Origin of the sequence: Haloferax gibbonsii, assembly GCF_001190965.1 — an archaeon.
Classification (GTDB): Archaea; Halobacteriota; Halobacteria; order Halobacteriales; family Haloferacaceae; genus Haloferax; species Haloferax gibbonsii.
On record NZ_CP011947.1, the window covers coordinates 533,265 to 552,603 of the forward strand.

Annotated in this window: 19 protein-coding genes; 7 read left to right on the plus strand and 12 right to left on the minus strand. The window is 67.9% G+C overall.

Features of this window, described 5'->3' with window-relative positions; all coding sequences use genetic code 11:
* Positions 1 to 14: 14 nt before the first annotated feature.
* The 9 genes from ABY42_RS02895 to ABY42_RS02935 form a co-directional block, all read right to left on the minus strand.
* Positions 15 to 566 carry a DUF7261 family protein gene (locus ABY42_RS02895; RefSeq protein WP_050458677.1) on the minus strand — a complete coding sequence of 184 codons (552 nt, stop codon included), beginning with the start codon at positions 564 to 566 and terminating at the stop codon, positions 15 to 17.
* A complete protein-coding gene (locus ABY42_RS02900) occupies positions 563 to 1,036 on the minus strand; it encodes a DUF7262 family protein (protein ID WP_082220635.1) in 474 nt (157 codons plus the stop codon). Before ABY42_RS02900 ends, ABY42_RS02895 begins: the two co-directional genes overlap by 4 nt.
* Positions 1,029 to 1,736 (minus strand): DUF7263 family protein, encoded by a 708-nt coding sequence (locus ABY42_RS02905; RefSeq protein WP_050458678.1) that lies wholly within the window; start codon positions 1,734 to 1,736, stop codon positions 1,029 to 1,031. The genes ABY42_RS02900 and ABY42_RS02905 overlap by 8 nt, the downstream gene beginning before the upstream one ends.
* Entirely contained in the window at positions 1,729 to 2,289 is a 561-nt protein-coding gene (locus tag ABY42_RS02910; protein ID WP_050458679.1) for a DUF7266 family protein, read from the minus strand. The genes ABY42_RS02905 and ABY42_RS02910 overlap by 8 nt, the downstream gene beginning before the upstream one ends.
* Positions 2,282 to 2,995 (minus strand): DUF7289 family protein, encoded by a 714-nt coding sequence (locus tag ABY42_RS02915; RefSeq protein ID WP_050458680.1) that lies wholly within the window; start codon positions 2,993 to 2,995, stop codon positions 2,282 to 2,284. Before ABY42_RS02915 ends, ABY42_RS02910 begins: the two co-directional genes overlap by 8 nt.
* On the minus strand, positions 2,992 to 4,911 hold the full coding sequence (locus ABY42_RS02920; protein ID WP_050458681.1) for a type II secretion system F family protein: 1,920 nt from the start codon (positions 4,909 to 4,911) through the stop codon (positions 2,992 to 2,994). Before ABY42_RS02920 ends, ABY42_RS02915 begins: the two co-directional genes overlap by 4 nt.
* On the minus strand, positions 4,908 to 7,262 hold the full coding sequence (locus tag ABY42_RS02925) for a type II/IV secretion system ATPase subunit (RefSeq protein WP_050458682.1): 2,355 nt from the start codon (positions 7,260 to 7,262) through the stop codon (positions 4,908 to 4,910). Before ABY42_RS02925 ends, ABY42_RS02920 begins: the two co-directional genes overlap by 4 nt.
* Before the next feature lie 220 nt (positions 7,263 to 7,482).
* The gene (locus ABY42_RS02930; protein WP_050458683.1) at positions 7,483 to 9,264 is read right to left on the minus strand and encodes a histidine kinase N-terminal 7TM domain-containing protein; all 1,782 of its coding nucleotides are present in this window, start codon (positions 9,262 to 9,264) and stop codon (positions 7,483 to 7,485) included.
* A gap of 114 nt (positions 9,265 to 9,378) precedes the next feature.
* On the minus strand, positions 9,379 to 10,281 hold the full coding sequence (locus ABY42_RS02935; protein ID WP_050458684.1) for a UbiA family prenyltransferase: 903 nt from the start codon (positions 10,279 to 10,281) through the stop codon (positions 9,379 to 9,381).
* A 190-nt stretch (positions 10,282 to 10,471) separates the two neighbouring features.
* On the opposite strand from ABY42_RS02935, the gene ABY42_RS02940 reads away from it, so the two are divergent.
* The 4 genes from ABY42_RS02940 (at position 10,472) to ABY42_RS18935 (ending at position 12,568) form a co-directional block, all read left to right on the plus strand.
* Positions 10,472 to 10,870 carry a ubiquitin family protein gene (locus ABY42_RS02940; protein WP_156224350.1) on the plus strand — a complete coding sequence of 133 codons (399 nt, stop codon included), beginning with the start codon at positions 10,472 to 10,474 and terminating at the stop codon, positions 10,868 to 10,870.
* Positions 10,871 to 10,969: 99 nt separating this feature from the next.
* Positions 10,970 to 11,437 (plus strand): zinc ribbon domain-containing protein, encoded by a 468-nt coding sequence (locus ABY42_RS02945; protein ID WP_050458686.1) that lies wholly within the window; start codon positions 10,970 to 10,972, stop codon positions 11,435 to 11,437.
* 143 nt (positions 11,438 to 11,580) lie between these two features.
* A complete protein-coding gene (locus ABY42_RS02950) occupies positions 11,581 to 12,147 on the plus strand; it encodes a DUF7342 family protein (protein ID WP_004973018.1) in 567 nt (188 codons plus the stop codon).
* The gene (locus ABY42_RS18935; RefSeq protein ID WP_049904956.1) at positions 12,140 to 12,568 is read left to right on the plus strand and encodes a hypothetical protein; all 429 of its coding nucleotides are present in this window, start codon (positions 12,140 to 12,142) and stop codon (positions 12,566 to 12,568) included. Before ABY42_RS02950 ends, ABY42_RS18935 begins: the two co-directional genes overlap by 8 nt.
* 46 nt (positions 12,569 to 12,614) lie before the next feature.
* Here the strand turns inward: ABY42_RS18935 and ABY42_RS02955 are convergent, their stop codons facing one another.
* Both ABY42_RS02955 and ABY42_RS02960 read right to left on the minus strand, forming a co-directional pair.
* A complete protein-coding gene (locus ABY42_RS02955) occupies positions 12,615 to 12,926 on the minus strand; it encodes a YdhR family protein (RefSeq protein ID WP_004973017.1) in 312 nt (103 codons plus the stop codon).
* 139 nt (positions 12,927 to 13,065) lie between these two features.
* Complete coding sequence (locus ABY42_RS02960; RefSeq protein WP_004973014.1) at positions 13,066 to 13,890, minus strand: helix-turn-helix transcriptional regulator; 825 nt, start codon at positions 13,888 to 13,890, stop codon at positions 13,066 to 13,068.
* 193 nt (positions 13,891 to 14,083) lie between these two features.
* On the opposite strand from ABY42_RS02960, the gene ABY42_RS02965 reads away from it, so the two are divergent.
* Complete coding sequence (locus ABY42_RS02965; protein WP_004973012.1) at positions 14,084 to 14,305, plus strand: hypothetical protein; 222 nt, start codon at positions 14,084 to 14,086, stop codon at positions 14,303 to 14,305.
* A gap of 59 nt (positions 14,306 to 14,364) precedes the next feature.
* On the plus strand, positions 14,365 to 15,771 hold the full coding sequence (locus tag ABY42_RS02970; RefSeq protein WP_050458687.1) for an FAD-binding oxidoreductase: 1,407 nt from the start codon (positions 14,365 to 14,367) through the stop codon (positions 15,769 to 15,771).
* 57 nt (positions 15,772 to 15,828) lie between these two features.
* Here ABY42_RS02970 and ABY42_RS02975 read toward each other — a convergent pair whose 3' ends face one another.
* The gene (locus ABY42_RS02975) at positions 15,829 to 16,338 is read right to left on the minus strand and encodes a DUF7529 family protein (protein WP_004973004.1); all 510 of its coding nucleotides are present in this window, start codon (positions 16,336 to 16,338) and stop codon (positions 15,829 to 15,831) included.
* Between the two features lie 167 nt (positions 16,339 to 16,505).
* Here ABY42_RS02975 and ABY42_RS02980 point away from each other — a divergent pair, with 167 nt between their 5' ends.
* The gene (locus ABY42_RS02980; protein ID WP_004973002.1) at positions 16,506 to 19,208 is read left to right on the plus strand and encodes an ABC transporter ATP-binding protein; all 2,703 of its coding nucleotides are present in this window, start codon (positions 16,506 to 16,508) and stop codon (positions 19,206 to 19,208) included.
* Positions 19,209 to 19,339: the final 131 nt, after the last annotated feature.

Sequence of the window (19,339 nt, forward strand, 5' to 3'; positions counted from 1 at the left end):
TTTTTCGACCGCTTTCAGTTCGGGCGCACGGCGACCGTCAGGGCCGTCCGCGAGCGCGGCGTCGCGATTCGAACGTCGACGAGAACGGCGACGACGGCCGTCTCTCCCGCGCGCTCTTGGACGACGACGCCGTCGTCGACGACGCAGGGACCGAACTCCCGGTACGGACCGTCGGGACAGTTCCTGAGCGCCCAGCCGGCGGCCGCGGAGTCGTTCGTCCTCAGCGCGACGCCGCCCTCGCCGGCGTGCGCGCGCTCGACGTTCGCCAGCGCGGGGTCGAGCCGCGAGCGAAAATCCTCGACTGCGGCGTCTCTCGCCGCCCAGTCGTACCGACCCGCGACGCCGGCGGCCGCCATTTCGACCCCGCCGTCGGTCGTCTCAACGACGTCGTCCAGCGGCGGTGGCTCGGTGGTTTCGACCACGCCGGCGAAGCCGAGTTGCGCGTGAACGACGAGGAGCGCGAGCAGGGCCACGGCGACGACCGCACCGGAGACGAGCACCAACTGCCCGCGGTCGTCGTTCGATGAGGCGACCCAGCCGTCCGGGTCGGCGGCGGACCGGCTCACGGATACCACACCTCTACCGTCGCGGTACAGCGCGGGACCGTGGCAGTCGCACTCCCGACTCGTGCGGTCTCCGGCGGGGGCCTACCGACTGACCCGACGTCGGTTCGGAGCGAGACGAACGCCCCGCTCGGGAGCCCCGCCGAAGCGACCTCGTGAATCCGCGCTGCCCGGGCGTCGAAGTCGCCCGACGAAGCGCAGGCCGAGCCGAGGAGCGTTCCCGTCGCGCCCGCCGGCACGGTCGCCACCAGCGACGCGGCATCCGTCGCCTGTCGCTCCAGCGAGTCCGCCTCGGAAGCCGGCGCGGGCGGCGCGAGTGCGAACCCCGCCGCGACGGCGAGGACGAGCAGGGTCGCGACGGCCGCCTCGACGACCGTCAGCGAGAGTTGTCCTCGGTCTCCCGTCCGGTCGGAGGCGTCGTCCGTACGGCGACGGCTCAACCGCCGCGGACGCTCGCCGTGACGCTCACGCATCGACGGTCACCTCGATTCGCACGACCGTCGAATCGAACGCGGTCGCCGACGCGTCGACGCTCCCGGACGGGTCGGACTCGGCGGTTTCGACTCGAATCACCGGGTTCGAGCGCGACGACACCTCGACGACGCGTTCTCCCTCGATTCCGGTCGGTCGGTGGAGGACGACCCTGTCGTCGACTCGAATCGTTCGAATCGTCGTGTTTGCCCCCGGGTTCACGTCCAGTCGAACGCTGTTCGTCCGTCCGTCGAGCGTCGTCGTGGTCTCCTCCGAGAGGTCGACGGTCCCGCCGACGCTCCGTCGACTGACGGCGAGCGCACCGCGGCTGACCGTGTGCCCGCCCGACGGGTCGCCCCGCTCGGCTATCGTCCGGTCATCGACCCGGACGCGGAACGCGACGCCGCGGAGAGACGGAACGGCGGCGGCGAGTTCGGCGGCGTTCGTGTCGTTCGCGAGCGCCAGGTCGATCGCCTCGGCCGCGGTCCCATTGTCGGACGAGACCAGCGGGGATTCCGTGACCAGCGCGTCGGCGGCGCGCTCGGCGCGGTGTTGTTCGAGCGACTCGCCGGCCGCGTCCGCGAGGGCCCGGTCGGCGGCGACGACGCCCCCGACCGTGACCGCGGTCACGAGCACGAGCGCCACCGCGAGTCCGGCGAGCGTCGTCTGTGCGCGCGCCGCGGGCCGGTTACGGTCACTCATCGGTCCCTCCCGACACAGGTTCGTTCGCGAGCTCCAGCGTCGTCCCGTCGTCGCCGACGACGACGCGAACGGCGCAGTCGTTTCCGCTGTCCCACGCGCCCGAGACGGTCACCGATTCGGGGAGCGTGACCGGAACCTGCCGGTCGAACGCGTCGTTCGGATGGTCGAGGACCAGCGCCGGGGCGGTCGCGTTCGAGTCGCCCCCGAACGTGGCGTTCGGGACGTACGCGACGCGATAGGAGCTCCCGCGAATCGTTCGCGGGAGGTCGACGTCGGCTCGCCTGGACCCGATGACCGCCGATTCGGGAACGACGGCGGTGGTTTCGACCCGGTCGGTGGCCGTTGCGAGCGTCCGGTCGGCGAGCTCGTGACCGACCGCGGCGCGGTGGTCGGGGACGACGCCGCCGAAGAGGACGGTGGTCAAGAGTCCGATAAACAGCACGGCGATGGCGGCTTCGAGCGCTTTCCCGACGACGGGGACCACGGCACGGTCGGCGGTACGGCGGGCGGGGCCGGTCGGTGACGGGGTCGACCGGCGAGGGGCGTCAGCCACGGTCGACCACCACGGCGAGGTCGTATCGAGCGACGGTGAGCGTCCGGTCGCCGGAGACGACGGCGACGACGCTCTCGGTGCCGTCGCCGTCGAAGTCGGCTCGGCTCGTCTCGAACCCGCGGTCCTCGAACGCGCGTTCCCACGCGTCCGGGGTCGCCGTCTCGACGGCGACGGCGTACCCGTCGGTCGGCAGGTCGGTCACGGTTCGCGTCGTTCGCGTTCGAAGCGCCGCACCGCCGCCGAGGCCGCCGCCGTCGGTGGCGTCGGCGGTCAGGACGGGTACCGTGAGAAACGCCGCGTCGCCGGCGAACGACAGCGGGACGGGCGTGACGAGCACGGCGCGGTCGCCGGTTCCGCGAACGACCGCGCCGCCGACGAACGCCACGCGCTGACCGCCGAGGTCGGCGACGTAGCCGTCGGCGTCGTAGGTCCTGTTAGCTCCCGCCTCCGGGATGATTCGGACCGACCTGTTCACTCGCGAGAGGTCGCCGTCGGTGACGCGAATCGGGTAGCTGTCGTTCGCGCCGGCGGCGACGCCGTCCCGGAGCGACGAGAAGCCGTCCGCGGCGGCGTCGGCGTCCGCGGTCGCGATTTGGGCGTCCACGAGGCCGCCGACGCTGGCGGTCAAGAGGCCGATGGCGACCACGCCGATGCCGAGCAGGAGCGCGACGCCGACCACGTTCGCCTGCCCGCGGGTCGCGGTCATATCAGTCCCACCCCGGCGTAGACGAGATAGCACGCGACGACGAGGGCGGCGGAGTGTAACAGCGCCTCGTAGCGACCGCGGCTGGCCGTCCCGGAGAACCACCCCGACGCGAGCATCGTCGCCTGCGTGACGACGTACATCCGGTAGCGGTCGCGTTCGAGGTCCACCGCGCCGGCGTTGATGGCGAACGACCCGCCGGTCGAGAGCGTCGAGAGCTGGGCGAAGCCGTCGAAGACGTGGACGTTGACGGCGACGGTGATGCCGACGACGAGGAGCGCGGTCGTCCAGCCGACCGCGACGTAGACGAGCAGTCCCGACCGGAGCGCGCGCTTTTCGTGGTAGAGGCGGCCGATTTCGGTCTGGAGCGTGTCGAAGACGGTTCCCGTGTCGCTGCCGCCGTCGAGCGCGCCGACGACGAGGCCGATGGTCTGTTCGGCCATGGGCGTCCCGACGCGGTCGACGAACCGAGCCAACGCGGCCGTTCGGAGGTTCACGTCGGTCCCGGAACTCGGCGCGGTGAACCGGAGGTTGAGCGCCAGGTCGGCCACGTCCGAATCGAGCGGGCCGAGGTCCACGTCGCGGCCGACGCGCTCGACCGCGTCACCGAAGGGGCGCCCGAGACTGACGTGGCCCGAGACGGCGTGGACGAAGTCCTTCAACTCGCGGTCCTTCGCGTCGTCGAGGCGGGCGCGGCGGACGCCGACGAGTCCGACCGGGGCCGCGTAGGCGACGTAGCCGACGAGCGCGACGCCGACGGCGTCAGCGCCGGCGAGAGCCGCGACGCCGGCCACGACGAGCCCCGGAAAGACGAAGACGACGGCCGCGCTGGCTGGGTTCCAAAGCGCCGAGTCGAGGACGCGGAACGCGTTGGCTGGCCGGTCGTACTCGACCGATTGGTCCGGGGGTCGGAGCCCGGCGACGAGCACGCTCGCGCCGAGACCGACGCCGAGGATGAACGCGGCGCTCGCGTAGACGACGATGCCGCGGGTGGTCGTCTGGCCGAGCGGCGTGACCACCGGCGCGGAGAGGCCGGGCGCGATGACGCTCATCACCGTGAGGACGATGACGAGCAGCGACGGGAGCACGAGGAGGACGATGAACAGTTCGGCGAGCAGTTCGAGGAAGCCCTCGGCGCGCTCGCGGGCGCGGTCCTGCCGGTGGCCGAGCATCCGGCTCTCCATCCGCAGGTAGTTCCGGAGCGCGTCGTCGCCCTGTCCGGCGTGCTCGCGGAACTTCAGGAGGAAGGGCGCGAGCATCCCCTCGGAGGGCGTGTCGCGGGCGACGCGGCGCAGGCCCTCGTTCACGTTGCCGGTCAGCGAGGCGGTGTTGAGGACGCCCCGGAAGGCGACGGCCGTCTCGCCGTAGGCGTCGGTCTCGGCGACGCGCCGGAGCATCTCGCGGGGGCCGTCGCTCCCCGACGAGAGGACGTGCAGGTAGCGGACCGCGCCGGGCAGGGTCCGTTCGATGTTCTCCCGCCGGGCGGTCGCTCGCCAGCCGAGGTACCGCCCGGCGACGGCGAGAACGACGCGTCGCGTCGCTACTGCCGCCCCGAGGGCGAACAGCCCGGCCACGGGGAGCCGGGGAACGACGGGTATCGGGACGTATTCGAGGGGCGGCAGCGCCGCGCGGAGGACGGAGAGTGCGGCATCTATCGCCGAGTCGGGAACCGCGAGGAAGACGAGCACCGTCGGGAACGCGACGAACAGTCCGACCGCCCACGCGAGGCCGTAGGCGCGAGCGAGGTAGAGGTCGAAGCTCATCCGCATGTCGGTACCGCGGTAGCGGCGGCGGTCCCGGTCGTGCCGGGCGGCGTCGACGTGACGGGCGAACAGCGCGTACAGCGCCCTGTCGAGGACCGAAAGCGAGCGGACGCGGCCGACCCGGCGCTCTTCGAGTCCGGCGTCGAATCCGGTCACGGGTCGGCCTCGCCGTCAGCGTCGGAGTCGACGCCCCGCGTGTCGTCGGCGCTGTCTCCGCCGTCGGCGGTCCGCTCGGCCATCCGCCGGCGGACGCGCTCGACCGTCGCGGCTTCGTCGGTTCGGAGGTCCGAGAGGAAGCCGAACAACCGGTCCACGTCGGTCACCTGCTCGCGGACGAGGTACTCGACGTAGCGGTGCTTCCGGTGGAACTCGCGCTCGACGGCCTCCACGTCGCGGTCTGTGGCCTCGGCGATGCGGTGGAACAATCGGATGCCGGCGCGTCGGCGGTCGTCGCCCAACTGCGGGTGCTCGTACGAGAGGTCGAACGAACCGTCCGGCGTTCGCCGACCGACCGTGTTCCAGTGGAGCGTCCGCCCGTCTTTCTCGACGACGCCGCGGCGACCCCACGTCTCGTCGTACTCCGACTCGGGGACGAGTTCGACCACCTCGGAGACGTACCGCTCGCCGTCGACCTTGTGCGGGAAGACGACGAGGTCGAGCTCGCGGAGGAGGTACGGCGGGAGGCCCTGTTCGATGACGCGATTGACGAGCGTCTCGACGTCGGCGGCGTGAGTCGTGCCGATGACGCCGTGGCCGGTGTTGAGCGTCTCGGCGAACGTGGCGAACGACTCGGGCGTGTTGATTTCGGCGATGACCTCCACGTCGGGGTTGAGGTAGTTCGCCTCGGTCATCAGGTCGGCCATCGAGACGCGCTTGAACTCGGACTCGTGGTCGCGGGTCGTCAGGGAGACGCCCGTCTCGTGGGGGAGATGCACCTCGCGAGAGCCCTCGTCGATGCTGATAGGCCGGTGGTCGTAGGGCACGAACGGCATGCACGCGTTCATCAACGTAGTTTTTCCAACCCCCGTCGAGCCAGAAAAAAGAACGACGCGATGGTGCTCGTAACAGAGCCACAGCAGGGTGACGAGTTCGGTCGAGACCGAGCCGCTTTCGACGAGGTCGACCGGCGTGAGCACGTCGCCGGTCTGTTTCCGAATCGAGACGTGCGGGCCGCCCTCGGAGATGACGGGGAGGGCGACGGCGCAGCGAATCGTCTCGTCGGTGTCGGCCGACGCGGGGTCGCCGCCGACCGCGCCGGGTCGGAGGTTCACCTTCGCGCTCGGGTTCGAGGCGTTCAACTCAACGCCGTCGGCGGCGGCGAGTTGGGTGACGACGTTCGTGAACTCGGTCTCGTCTTCGAAGACGAGGTTCGTCGGCACCCGCAGGCCGCCGCGGCCGGTCACGTCCGCCCGCGGAATGACTTTGACCCGTTCGCCGACGCGGTTGGCCTCCACGTCTTCGAGGTGCGGGTCGCGGATGGGAACGGTGAGGACGCCCTCGCCGACGTAGTCGCGGAGGACGTAGTAGACGAGGTCGTCGAGGCGGTCCTCGGCGAACCGGCGGTCGACCGGCGGGAGCGCGAGACCGTACTCCGAGAGCGCCGCACGGACGCGGAATCGCGTCGCGTCGACCCACGCGCGGGTGTTGCGGGCGGTGAGTCGCCGCGAGAGGAACTCGCGGGCGCGGTCCCGAACGAAGTCGATGCGGTCGGCGACCACGTCGTCGACGTTCGCCTCCCAGATTCGCTCCTTGCACTCCTCGATGAGTTCGGCGTCGCCGGGGACGAGGTCCGGTTCGAGGACGGCGTACTTCGTGGCGAAGTGGTCGTCGCCGAGGAGCCGGTCCCGGTAGACGACCACGTCCACGTCGTAGCCTGCGAAGGGGACGGTGTAGTGAGCGACCCGCTCGGCGGCGATGCGGTCCGCGAACCTCACGTCGGAGTCGAAGTCGGTCGCCGCCGGCGCGAAGGCCTCGGTGTGGACGACCAGCCGCTCGGAGCCGTCGCCGCGGCCGGCGTCGACGACCTCGATTCGCTCGTCGAGCGCCAGCGGCGTGACTTCGCCGAGGAGCCGAAGCTCGGACAGCGCGTGGTGTTCGACGCGTCTGCGGGCGCTCGGCGTCAGGTCGAGCAGGCGGTCGAAGATGCGGCGGTACTTCGGCGAGAGGCCGGTCTCCGCGCGAGCGGCCGCGCCCTCGCGGGTGAGCGGCCGCCGGCGGACGACGGTCGAGAAGTGGTCGCGGACGGTCGCCAACGCATCGGCTTCACGCGCGCCGAGCGTCGGCTCTCGGACCGCGTAGTCGAAGCCGTGGTCCGCGTCGCTGATGGTGACGACGGTGTCCGGGGCCACTTCGTACTGCGACCGGACGGTCGGCGCGTACCACGCGTTCGGGTCGTCCGGGGGGACGGGCGCTGGGACCGCGCCCGCCGCCGCGGGAGCCGAGGCGGCACCGAATTCGAGGGTCGGAGTGGGCCGCTCCGACCCGTTGTTATCGCCTTGGGTAGGCATACACCGTGGCTTGCCGAGTATTCATATTTAAGAATTTACTGCGTCGGGCAACCAATATTTGATGCGCAGAGATCACCGAATTCGAGCCTCTGAGGACTTGTCTGCCGGTTTGAGTATCTCGGGCCTTCCATCAATAATTGAAAATTTGACTAATAATTGCCTCGGAAATTATCAAACTTGGAATCGAGCGCGGCCGGGTCACGGTTTGTCCGGACGCACACTACTCACCCCGCAACGCGGGAATCCGAAGCACCACTTCGGTCCCGCCCTCCTCGCGGGGGTGGAACGCGACGGTGCCGCCGAGTTGGTCGACGCCCCACTTCACCAGCCAGAGCCCGAGGCCGCTGGCGTGTCTGAGTTGCGTCTCGCCGTGGGCGTCGATGGCGGCGAGTTCGCTCGCGTTGATGCCGGGTCCGTCGTCTTCGACGCGAATCACGAGTTCGCGTTCGTCCGCGGTCGCCGTCACGGAGACGACCGGCGTCGACGACGGGTTGTGCTGGACGCCGTTCTCGACGAGTTCGCGAACGATGGGTTCGAGCGTGGGCGCGCAGACGATTTCGGGGTCGGGAAGCGACGAGAGCCGGATGTTCGCACCGGGGGAGTCGGCTCGGACGGCGTCGGCGGCGGCCCGTATCTGGACGGCCGCGGGGAGCAGGCGGATGTCGCCGCTCCCGTCGTTATCGCGGGCCACGCCGAGTTTCCGCGCTTTCTGGCTGATGTTGACGAGCGTCGACGCGTGGTCGTGGAGGGTTTGGGCGTGGTCCCGCGCGTCGTCGAGTTCCCCGCCGTCGATGTCGTCCAAGACGAGGTTCGCGTAGCCTTCGAGGAGGTTCGCCTCGGTCCGGAGGTTGTGTCGGAGGACGCGGTTCATCACCTCGAGTTGCTGGAGGTTCAGCCGGCGGTCGGTCACGTCGCGGAAGACGAGCGCGTGGCCGATGTCGCGGCCGTGGTGGTCGGTGAAGGCACTCGTCCGGAGTTCGAAGTACCGCTGGCCCGACCCGAGTCTGACGGTGACTTGGTCTGTGTCCCGCTGGTCGGGCGAGAACTCCTCGATAACGTCGCCGATGGGTCGCCCCTTGAGTTCGGCGTCGTCGTCGCCGAGAATCCGCGCGGCCGACTGGTTCACGTCGGTGACGCGCCACTTCGTGTCGGTGATGAGCACCGCGTCGGCCATCGTCTCGACCACGCGTTCGCGGGCGACCCACCGCGGGACCGGTCGGGCTTCGAGGAGTTCGTAGCGGCTGATGGCGACGGTACAGGCGAGTCCCGCGAACGCGAAGGCCGCGGGAGTCATGTCGATGGCCGGGCCGTAGAGTTCGAGGAGCGTCGTGGCGGCGTTGCCGAGGACGGGCATCAGCGCCCCGACGATGAGGGTGGCGGCCTGCAGTCGGTAGATCGTCGGCATGTCGAGCGCCGTCCGCAAGATGACGGCCGAGCCGGCGACCCACAGCAGGTAGCTGTATCCCAACACGACCCAGTACAGCGGCCCCCAGTCGGTCTGGAGGACGGTAATCGTCCGCCCGACGGCGGGGACGACCGTCACGGAGCCCCACATCAGGTGATGCAGGGGATTGGTCCACACGGCGACGAGGCTGGCGAGCGGGAGCGCAGAGAGCGCGAGGAGCGACGCCGGTGCGGTGTAGCGGTCTCGCCCGGCGTAGGAAAACGAAAACAGAAACCACGCGAGCGGGGCCGCGAGGACGCCGACCCACTGGAGGTTCGCGAGCGCGAGTTTGAGCGCCATGTCGTCGACGATGAGTTCGAAGAGGTAGCCCGCCGACCACCACCCGCTGGCGAGGCCGAACGCGACCAGCCCGGTCGAACCGGGCGTCGGCCGTCGCCGCCACGCGAACAGGACGACGTAGCCACTTATCACTGCGGTGAGTATCATCAGCCCCACGATGACGACGACGAGCGGCACCGGTTGCGTGAGGAAATGCGCACCGGCGGTTCCCCCGAACACCACCTGTTCGAAAGTAGGCCACCCGATGTTCGGAATCACTATCCAGATAGTTATTCATCGAGTGACAAAAGGGTATTCGAGAATTCGGGGTGGCCGCCTCGGGTCGACAGCTACGTCGGCGTCACTCCGAACGGGCTCTCGGCTCGGTGTGTATCACACGAACGCACCGGCGGGACCGGCAACCGAAGCGACGACCGCGACGCCGACGGCCATCAGTACGCCCTCGCCGTCGCGGAGCGTACAGAGCCGCTCGACCGACCGGGACGACCCGGTGAGTGCGTGGGTGATCCACGTCGAATAGGCGACCGACGGAAGGAGCGCGACCGGAGCCCACGCGGGGACGACGCCGACCCACGACGCCGCCCAGACGAGTCCGAGCGAGACGAGTTCCAGTCCGTAGAGGCCCAGTTGCGTGCGGCGGACGCCGACGACCGTCGGCAGGGTCTCGACGCCGTTCCGGGCGTCGCCCGTCACGTCACGGACGTTGTGGACTTCGACCGAGATGGCCGAGCGGAAGAAGAACCACAGCGCCGCGACGGCCGCGCCGGCCGCGCCGGCGGCGTACTCGGGTGCCGTCGCGGCGACCGCGAGCGGGATGAACGCGACGGGGACCGCCCACGCGAGCGACACCGTCGCGGTGTTGACGAGAAAGACGTCCTTGAGTCGGTCGACAGACGACAGCGGGACGAGCGGGACGCTGTAGAACGCCGCGACGACGCCCGGAAACAGCGTCAGCCCGAGGGCGTAGACGCCGCCGTGCCGGACGGCGAGCCAGATCGCGACGGCGACGGCGACCACCGAGCACGCGGCGTACACCCGCGGGTGGGACGCCACGAAGGCGGTCCGCTCCGCGTAGTTCTCGGCGTCGGCGTCGAGGTCGGCGAGTTTGTCGAAGTTGTACACGCCGACGGTGATGAGAAAGCCGACGACGAGGGCGGCGTTCGGCGCGATTCCGGCGAGCGCGGACGCGACGAACACCTCGGCGATGGTCGACGCGCCGAGGAATACTGAGCTATGGACGACTGCACCGTACAGGTGGGGTGGGACGATTCGCATTGCGCCTTCGTGTCGTGGCGCGAGCGGATTAGTTGTGAGCCAGACAACAGTTCGGCGCAGTAGTCTAGTCTGGTCTGATCTGGTCTGGTCTGCGGCGCGTCCGAACGTGTTCGGGGCCTCGCTCATCCGGATTCGGTGCGTATCGGAGCGCATGGAGACACGGACTGCCGAGCGGGCGGAACGGAGAGAGATGGGAGCGACAGATGCGGCGTCGGAGACGGCCGAGACGGTGACGACGACGGTCGAGGTCAACCTGACCGGACACGTCAGGTCGGCCGCGGGCACGCATCAGATCGAGTTCACCTTCGCGGGCGAGACGCTCCGGGCGTTCCTCGACGCGTTCTTCGCGGCGTACGACGTGCGTGACCTCGTCATCGCGGAGCGCGAGGCGGACGCGACGACGCGGGGGTGGGCGCGGGTGGAGCGACCCCCGGGCACGTGGCGAAAGAATCCCGAAGGGGAGCAGACGCGCCCCTACGCTCGCGTCCTCGTCAACGGCGTGTTCAACGAGAACCTCGACGGCTTCGACACGCTGCTCGAAGACGGCGACCGCGTCGCGCTCATGAAGCCGTTTCTGTACTGTGTGTGAGGGTGGCGTCTGCGTCGGTGAGTCCCTCGGAGATGGCGGTGGGTCGCTCCCACGCCCGACCGCCACAGGACTAACGTCCCCCGCCGACAGATGGCAGGTATGTCATCGACCTCCGCGGACGACTCGACTCGCGACCGCGGCCCCGACGAGGCGTTCTGCCGCGACTGCGGCGCGGTCATCGACGCGCGCGCCGAAATCTGCCCCGAATGCGGGGTTCGCCAGCGCGACCCGCCGAAGTCGTCGGTCGACTCGGCGCTCGACGACCTCCTCGAAGGCGGGAACCCCTTCGTCGCGGCGGTGCTGTCGGCGATTTTCCCCGGCCTCGGACAGCTGTACAACCGCGAGCTCGAACGCGGCCTCGTCTTCGCGGTGGGCTTCATCGTCGCCTCCGTTTCGGTGATGGTCTTCATCGGCTTCCTCCTCGCGCCCGCCGTGTGGCTCTACGCGGTGTACGACGCCTACACCCGTGCCGAACTGCGGGCCGAGGAGTTACAGCGGGAGGCGGACCGGGAACACGAGACGGAGATTTCGGTTAGTGAGGCGGATGGCGAGGAGTACGAGGAATAGACGCGGAGCTTGGGGATAGGTTCGGTTTTCAGGCGTTTTTCATCCCAGAGTGTTGCGTGCACGCTCTCCCACACCAACTGCGAAGTTCCTGAAATAATTCTGTTCGCAGTAGATATATCACCGCGAAGGGCGTTACTACGTGTATGGACACGACTGATACGCCCGATGAGATGTCGGACACGGGCGAAGAACCGCCTGCGTTCGATTCGTGGGAATCCCCAGGGGAACTGCTGAAGGGTGGGCCGACGAGAGAGCGTCTGCTGGATGTCGTCCTGCAGGTGCGCGAACCGACGAAGGTGTCGGTGATCGCTGAGCGTGCAGACTGTGATACGGAGACCGCACGGGACTACTTAGCGTGGTTTACCGAGATGGGAATCGTTCGTGAACTGTCTGGGCGACCGGTTCGGTACGAGCGGAACGATTCGTATCTGCGGTGGCGCAGAGTCGAGCGAATCCGCCAGCAGTACTCGGAGATCGAGATTGTCGAGCGGCTCAAAGAGACGGTCGATGCGGCCGAGGCGTACCGGGAACGGTTTGGCGTCGCATCGCCTGATGAGGTCTCCTTGGCAGACGAGCGCCACGAGGAGTCTGTCGAAGAGCGTTGGGAGGCCGTGTCTACGTGGAAGACGCTGGAGGAGCGTGCAGCCTTGTTAGATGCGGCGCGGCGCGATGAGTTGTCGGGCGGGCGTGCTGGGAGCATCAATGCGTGAGGACGAGCCGAACGGTACCGGCGGTATCGACAGCGATGTGTTGGAGCGGATTGGTCGGCGGTTGCGTGGAAGCGCTCGATTCTCAACCGTCGAATATCGACCATCATACGCACCGAACGCCCTCGTGGCTGATTTTGACACCAGATATTTTCCGGCGGCCGTCGCGCGTGCATCTCTTCGTGTTCGGTGGTTTGTGACGGACGATTTTAGTGCACACTATCTCGAGCAGTATCGTGACGGAGGGTCGTGGGAATGTCGGTGGGACAGACACCCGAACAGCCACAACGACCGCGAGCATTTCCACCCGCCGCCGGACGCGGCGACGCCTGGTGAGGACACGGCGTTTGCGAGAGACTGGCGCGATGTCATTTCACGTGTGCTGTCGGAGCTGAGCGAGCGGATTCAGTCCTTCTGGGAGTAGCGTGTACGGCCTATACGACCTGTGTTGCGCAGCGCTGGGTGGTTGCTCACGCGGTTTCTGGCAGCCCTTCGGTCTCGCGGAGTGGGAACAACAGGTGGGCGTTCGTGACCGCTGGCTCGCCCTTCACGGCGTACGCCGCTCCGACGCCGGCGCTGAGGTCCGACGCGAAGTACGCGTCGCGGGACTCCTCCGAATCGAAGATGAAACACGCGCCGTACCGGTCGCGCTCTCGGTCGTGAACGAAGTACTTCTGTACGAGTCCGTCCACCGCTCGGAACTGCTTCGCCCGCTGGCGCATGGTCTCTTCGATGGCATCGTGCTCTAGCTCGGATTCGAACGTGGCGAAGACGATTTCCATAGTTCTTCATCCGAACGTTCGGTGCGAAGTGTTGTCATGATTCTTGCTGCGTAGTGCTCACTAGGTGAAATCCTCGCTGAGGCTCGCGTTTCTCCGCAGGACAGTCGAGACTGCTGTTCGAAGCGTTCGTTCGCGTCTCTCAGCCACAGACCTCGGCGAGCACGTCTTCGAGCGGTGCCGCGAGGTCTTCAGCGGTCAACAGGGTCGCATCGGCCCGATAGGTCTCGAACACGTCCGTCACCCACTCGAGGAATACGTCGTCGTCCGTCTCGATCATGCCGATCGAGACGTCTACGTCGTTCCGCACGACGAGACAGCCGACCCCGTCGTGGACCATCACGGGGTGCGAAATCTCGCCATCGTACACGTAAATGTCAGTACGGTCCGAGGCGACGATGGCTTCGAACTCGTCGAGAAACGCCGAGTCCATGGCGGACTCGAAGACGACCGGGGCGAACACCGCTTCGAACGTCTGTGTGCCGTGGACGATCGACCTGTATCGACCCTCGATGCACGGGTCGGGGAAGAAGTCGGTGAGGCTACGCGCAGTCTCGGAGATTCGTTCGAGCTCCCGCACGCGAGAGACCACGGCGAACGGATTGTACTGCGTTGCGTGCGTGACGGTCGCGTCGGTCAGCTGCTCGACGCTGACGCCAATCTCCTCGAGCGGTACGTACGGGAGGAGTTCGTTCAACTCGCGTGCGACCGCCATGTCACCGTGAAATCGCGCGAACGACGCTGCGACGAACCTGCCGAGCGGCGTCAACGAGTAGTGAGAGCCGTCGCGGACGAGCCAGCCACGCTCTTCGAACGCCTGTACGATGCGGCCGATGGTGGCCGACGAGGCACCGGTCGCCTCCCGAAGCGCCGCCCTGGAGCACCGGCCCTCGGCGAGCATCCGAATCACCACCGGACGGTGCTGCGAGTCCGCGAGGTACCTGATATCGTCGAGCGCCTCGTCCATGGTATAGTATAGCACGCCGTGCGCATAGCTGTTCGCGTCACTCGTGAGACACGGCGCGCATCGCCGGATTTCGTGACGTTTGGCTCGACCGGCGTTGCAGATATGACGTGCTCACCTGGTGAAACTCTCACACCCCCTGTGGTTTCGGCAGGAAGCATCATGACATGGTCCGAGCGCCTCTGTGAGGGTGCATATGGGAGACAGAAACCACCTGCACGTGTGCCAGCACTGCGGCGTCGTCCACGCGACCGCGTCGCCGACGGCCCCCGAGGCGTGTGTCGTCTGCGAGGCGCTCACGTTCAGCCCGTCCGAACTGAACGCACTCCTCCGGACGAGAGGACGCATCGACCCCGAATCGACCGAGACTGACGGCGAGCGGGCGAGGTGGACCTCGCCACTCGTCAGTACGTCTTGAACTACTTCCTGTTTCGCTGAGGAATGCCTATTCCGACGGACAACGTCTGAAGATACGTTATGGACCGGTCTTACCCAGCGGTGGACGACGCCACTATCCGCGACCTCGACGCTCGTCTCCGCGGCGATGCACTCGGTCCGGAAGCGGACGGCTACGAGGAGGCCCGCACGGTATGGAACGCGATGATCGACCGGTATCCCGCCGTCGTCGTCCGGCCAGCGGACACGAACGACGTCGTCGCTGCCGTCACATTCGCTCGCCAGTACGGGCTGGCAGTCGCGGTCCAAGGCGGGGGCCACAACATCGCCGGACACGGCGTCTGTGACGGTGGGCTGCTGATCGACTGCTCGTCGATGACGGAGATTCAGGTCGATGTCGAGACCAACACCGCCCGCGTCGAACCGGGTGTCACCGTCGGGGAGTTCGACCGGGCGACGCAGGTCCACGGCCTCGCCGCGCCGGCCGGAATTATCTCGGAGACGGGCCTCGCCGGGTTGACTCTCGGCGGCGGGTGGGGATGGCTCAGTCGTTCCTATGGGCTCACTATCGACTCCCTCCGGTCGGTCGAGGTCGTTACGGCCGATGGCGAGGTACGCCACGCGAGCGAAGACGAACACGAGGACCTCTTTTGGGGAATCCGCGGCGGCGGCGGCAACTTCGGCGTCGTGACCGACTTCGAGTTTCGCCTTCACGAGGTCGGGCCGATGGTCCTCGCGGGGGTGCTCGTCTACCCGTTCGAGGTCGCCGGCGACCTCCTGCGGTTCCACCGGGAGTTCACGGCATCGGCCCCCGACGAACTCTGCTGTTACGCCTCGGTTAGGACCGCGCCGTCCGCGTCGTTCGTCCCGGCGGACGTCCGTGGGGAACGAGTCGTCACCGCCTACCTGTGCTACGCAGGCGCTCTCGAAGACGGGGAGCGTGCGATTCGGCCACTACGAGAGTTCCAAGAGCCGACGGTCGACCTCGTTCGACCGCGCCAGTACACGGAGTTCCAGGGACTCTTTGACGACGTGTACCCGCCGGGGTACCGGAACTACTGGAAATCACAGTTCGTTAGCGAGGCCGGGCTGTCCGACGGGGCCATCGAGACGCTCGTCGACTACGCGAACTCGGTGACGTCGCCGTACACGTCGATCGTCATCGAGCATCTGGGTGGCGCGATTTCGCGTCTCGATTCGGACGCGTCCGCGTATGCCCACCGCGACGCTGGCTACTCGTTCAACATCTTCACCCGATGGACCGACGCCTCCGAGGACGACGAACACGTCGCGTGGACGCGGGAGTTCTTCGCGGCGATGGCTCCGCACCTCTCCGACGGCGTCTCCGTGAACTTCCTCAGCCGCGAGGGGAACGAACGAGTTCGAGCCGCCTTCGGGGACAACTACGACCGGTTGGTCGAACTGAAACGCCAGTACGACCCGGAGAACCTGTTCCGGGTGAATCAGAATATCGCGCCGCGGGCCTGACGGAGAACAAGTTCCACAGCGGAAAAAAAGCGTCTTCGACGGTCGGCGACGCGACGACTAGGCGAACTCGTCCGACAAATCGGCGTCCCAGTCCGGCGGGAGGAGCGGGTCGGGGTCCTCGTGGACGAACTCGACGCCCTTGTCGGGGTCCAGCGGGTGGACCTTCGTCCGCATCGTCTCGCCGGCGTCGAGGAGCGAGAACATGCGTTCGGACTCCGCGAGGCGGTAGTACAAGGGGAGGCAGACGGCGACTTCGTCGTCGGTGGCGCGGACGACGAGCGCGAGGTAGACGAGGCCGCCGGTGACCGCGCGGAACGCCTCGTACTCGTCGAACGTCGCGCCCGTGACGGCGGCTTCGAGGTCGGGATAGACGTCGTCGCCGACGACCACGTCGAGGCCGACGTGGTCGACGACTTCGTCGCCCGCTCCGGGGACCGGGACCACGTCCCCCGGCAGGGCGACGACGACCGTCCAGTCTCGCTCCCGATAGTCGTCGGCGAGCGCCTCGCACTCTTCGACCACCGTCTCCCACGTGCCCGACTCGTCCGAGAGCGGATGTTCTTCCATGCGGCATGGTGTCGGAGTCCGCTACCTAAACTTTGGCTTCTCCCGCCGCCGTCGCGCGCTTTCGCGCGTCACGCGGGCGACCGCAGGCGATTCAGCATTATGTTTCCCACGTATCAATTGGCAAAAATTGAAAAGGTATTTCACGCCATGCAGGTCATTCCCAGTCAATGAGGAATCTACTCTCTCTTTCGGACCTTCGAACCCAGTTCTCGACCGGCCGGGGTCGGGTCAAGGCCGTCGACGGCCTCGACCTCACGGTCGGCGAGGGCGAGACGGTCGGACTGGTCGGCGAATCCGGGTCCGGAAAGAGTGTGACGGCGTTGTCGGCGATGGGACTCGTCGACGACCCCGGCGAAATCGTCTCCGGGTCGGTCGAACTCGAGAGCGCCCGACTCGCCGAGGAGTTCCGCGAGGAGTACACCAACCCCGCCTTCGTCGACGGCGACGTCGTCAACCTCGTCGACGCCCCCGAGGAGGCGCTGCGGGCCGTCCGCGGGCGCGAACTCGGGATGATCTTCCAGGACCCGATGACCTCGCTGAACCCCTCGCTGACGGTCGGCGAGCAGGTCGCAGAGAGCCTCCGACTCCACCAGTACGGCGGTCGCCGCAAGGACTCGTGGTTCAACGCGGTCCGCGAACTGCTCCCCCGCATCAGCCGCGACATCGACGACGAAGTCGTCGAGCGGACTATCGACGTGCTCGAATCGGTCGGCATCCCCGAACCCGGCGCGCGGGTCGACGAGTACCCCCACGAGTTCTCCGGCGGGATGCGCCAGCGCGTTCTCATCGCCATCGCGCTCGCCTGTCAGCCGCGCGTGCTCGTCGCCGACGAGCCGACGACCGCGCTCGACGTGACCATTCAAGCGCAGATTCTCGACCTCATCGACGACCTGCAGGAGGACCTCGGCATGTCGGTGCTCATGATCACCCACGACCTCGGCGTCGTCGCCGAGACGTGCGACCGGGTCGCGGTCATGTACGCCGGTGAAATCGTCGAGGAGGGGCCGGTCGAGGAAATCTTCCACAACCCCTCGCACCCCTACACGTACACGCTCCTCGAATCGCTCCCGAGCGAGGAAAAAGAGCGCCTGACGCCCATCGAGGGCAACGTGCCGGACCTCATCGACATGCCCGAAGGGTGCCACTTCGCGCCCCGGTGTCCGTGGGCCCAGCCGGAGTGTACCTCGGGCGAGATTCCGTACAAGCAACACGGCGACGACGCCGTGGACCACCGCTCGAAGTGCATCCTCGACGACTTCGACACCGACGAGTACGGCGGGGACGCCATCGAATCGTCGACGGGCACCGAGCCCTCCGACACGCCGCTGCTCGAAGTCGACGGCATGCAGAAGTACTACGAGCAGGCCGACGGCATCCTCGACCGCTTCCTCGGGGCCGACGACCGGAGCGTGAAGGCGGTCGACGGCATCGACTTCACGGTCTACGAGGGCGAGACGCTCGGCTTGGTCGGCGAGTCCGGCTGCGGGAAGTCCACCGCCGGGCGGAGCCTCCTGCACCTGACGCCGCCGACCGGCGGGCGCGTCGTCTTCTCGGGGACGGACCTCTCCGGGCTCGACAGCGACGAACTCCGCGCGATGCGCCGCGACATGCAGATGATCTTCCAGGACCCGCTGTCGTCGCTGGACCCGCGGATGACCGTCGGCCAGACCATCCGCGAGCCGCTCGACGTCCACGACCTCCCCGTGTCCGACCCGGACGTGCGCGGCGAGGCCGACGTCACCGTGACCGGCATCGACGCCGAGCGCGTCTCGGTCACCGCGAGCGACGAGATCGACGCCATCGTCGGCTCCTCGAACGGCGTCGCAACGGCCACCGTGACCGTCACGGTCGCCGACGGCGAGGTCGACGTGGCCGTCGAAGAGCGGCTCCGCGCCGAGGTCGAAGTCGAGCGCGAGGGTGACGTCGTCTCGGGCGTCACCGTCCGCGTCACGCCGGGCGACTCGACCAGCGAGCGCCGCCGTCGCCGGGTCCACCAACTGCTCGACGCGGTCGGCCTCGAAGTCGGCCAGTACGACCGCTACCCGCACGAACTCTCGGGCGGCCAGCGCCAGCGCGTCGGCATCGCCCGCGCGCTCGCGGTCGACCCCGACTTCATCGTCGCCGACGAGCCGGTGTCGGCGCTCGACGTGTCCGTGCAGGCGCAGATTCTCAACCTGCTCGAAGACCTCCAGGAGCGCTTCGGGCTGACGTACCTCTTTATCGCCCACGACCTCTCTGTGGTTCGCCACATCTCCGACCGCGTCGCCGTGATGTACCTCGGCGAAATCGTGGAGGTCGCGGCGACCGACGAGCTGTTCGACGACCCGCGACACCCCTACACGCAGGCGTTGCTGTCGGCGATTCCGGAGCCCGACCCGGCCGCCGAGACCGACGACCGCATCATCCTCGAAGGCGACGTGCCGAGCCCCATCAACCCGCCGTCGGGCTGCCACTTCCGGACGCGGTGTCCGCAGGTCATCCCGCCGGCGGACCTCGACATCGAGCAGGCGGCCTACCGCGAGGTGATGGACCTCCGCCAGCGCGTCGAGCGCGAGTCGCTGGACGTCGAGACCGCCCGCGACGCGGCGCTGGACGCGGGCGACCCGAGCGCCGAAGCGACGGTGAGCGCCGACGGCGGCACCGCCGACGCGGACGCCGTCGTGGACGAACTCCGCGAGTCGCATCTGTCGCACACGCTGTCGCCCGAACTCCGGGGCGTCGTCGACCGCGCGCTCGAACGCGTCGTCGCCGACGACTGGGACGAGGCGAGCGAGATTCTCCGCGAGCGATTCGAGAGCGTCTGCGAGCGCGACGCGCCCGAACTGGGCGAGCAAGCGCACCCCGCGGCGTGTCACCTCGTAGACGAATAGGCGGCGCGTCGGGGCCTATACGGCCTCTCGTCACCTATTCGACGTTTTTTGATTGTCTCGTATTTTTACCGGAACAGGTCGACGGTGTCTCTCGTTCCTCGCTTCAGCGCTTCGTTATTTTTATAGGTAGC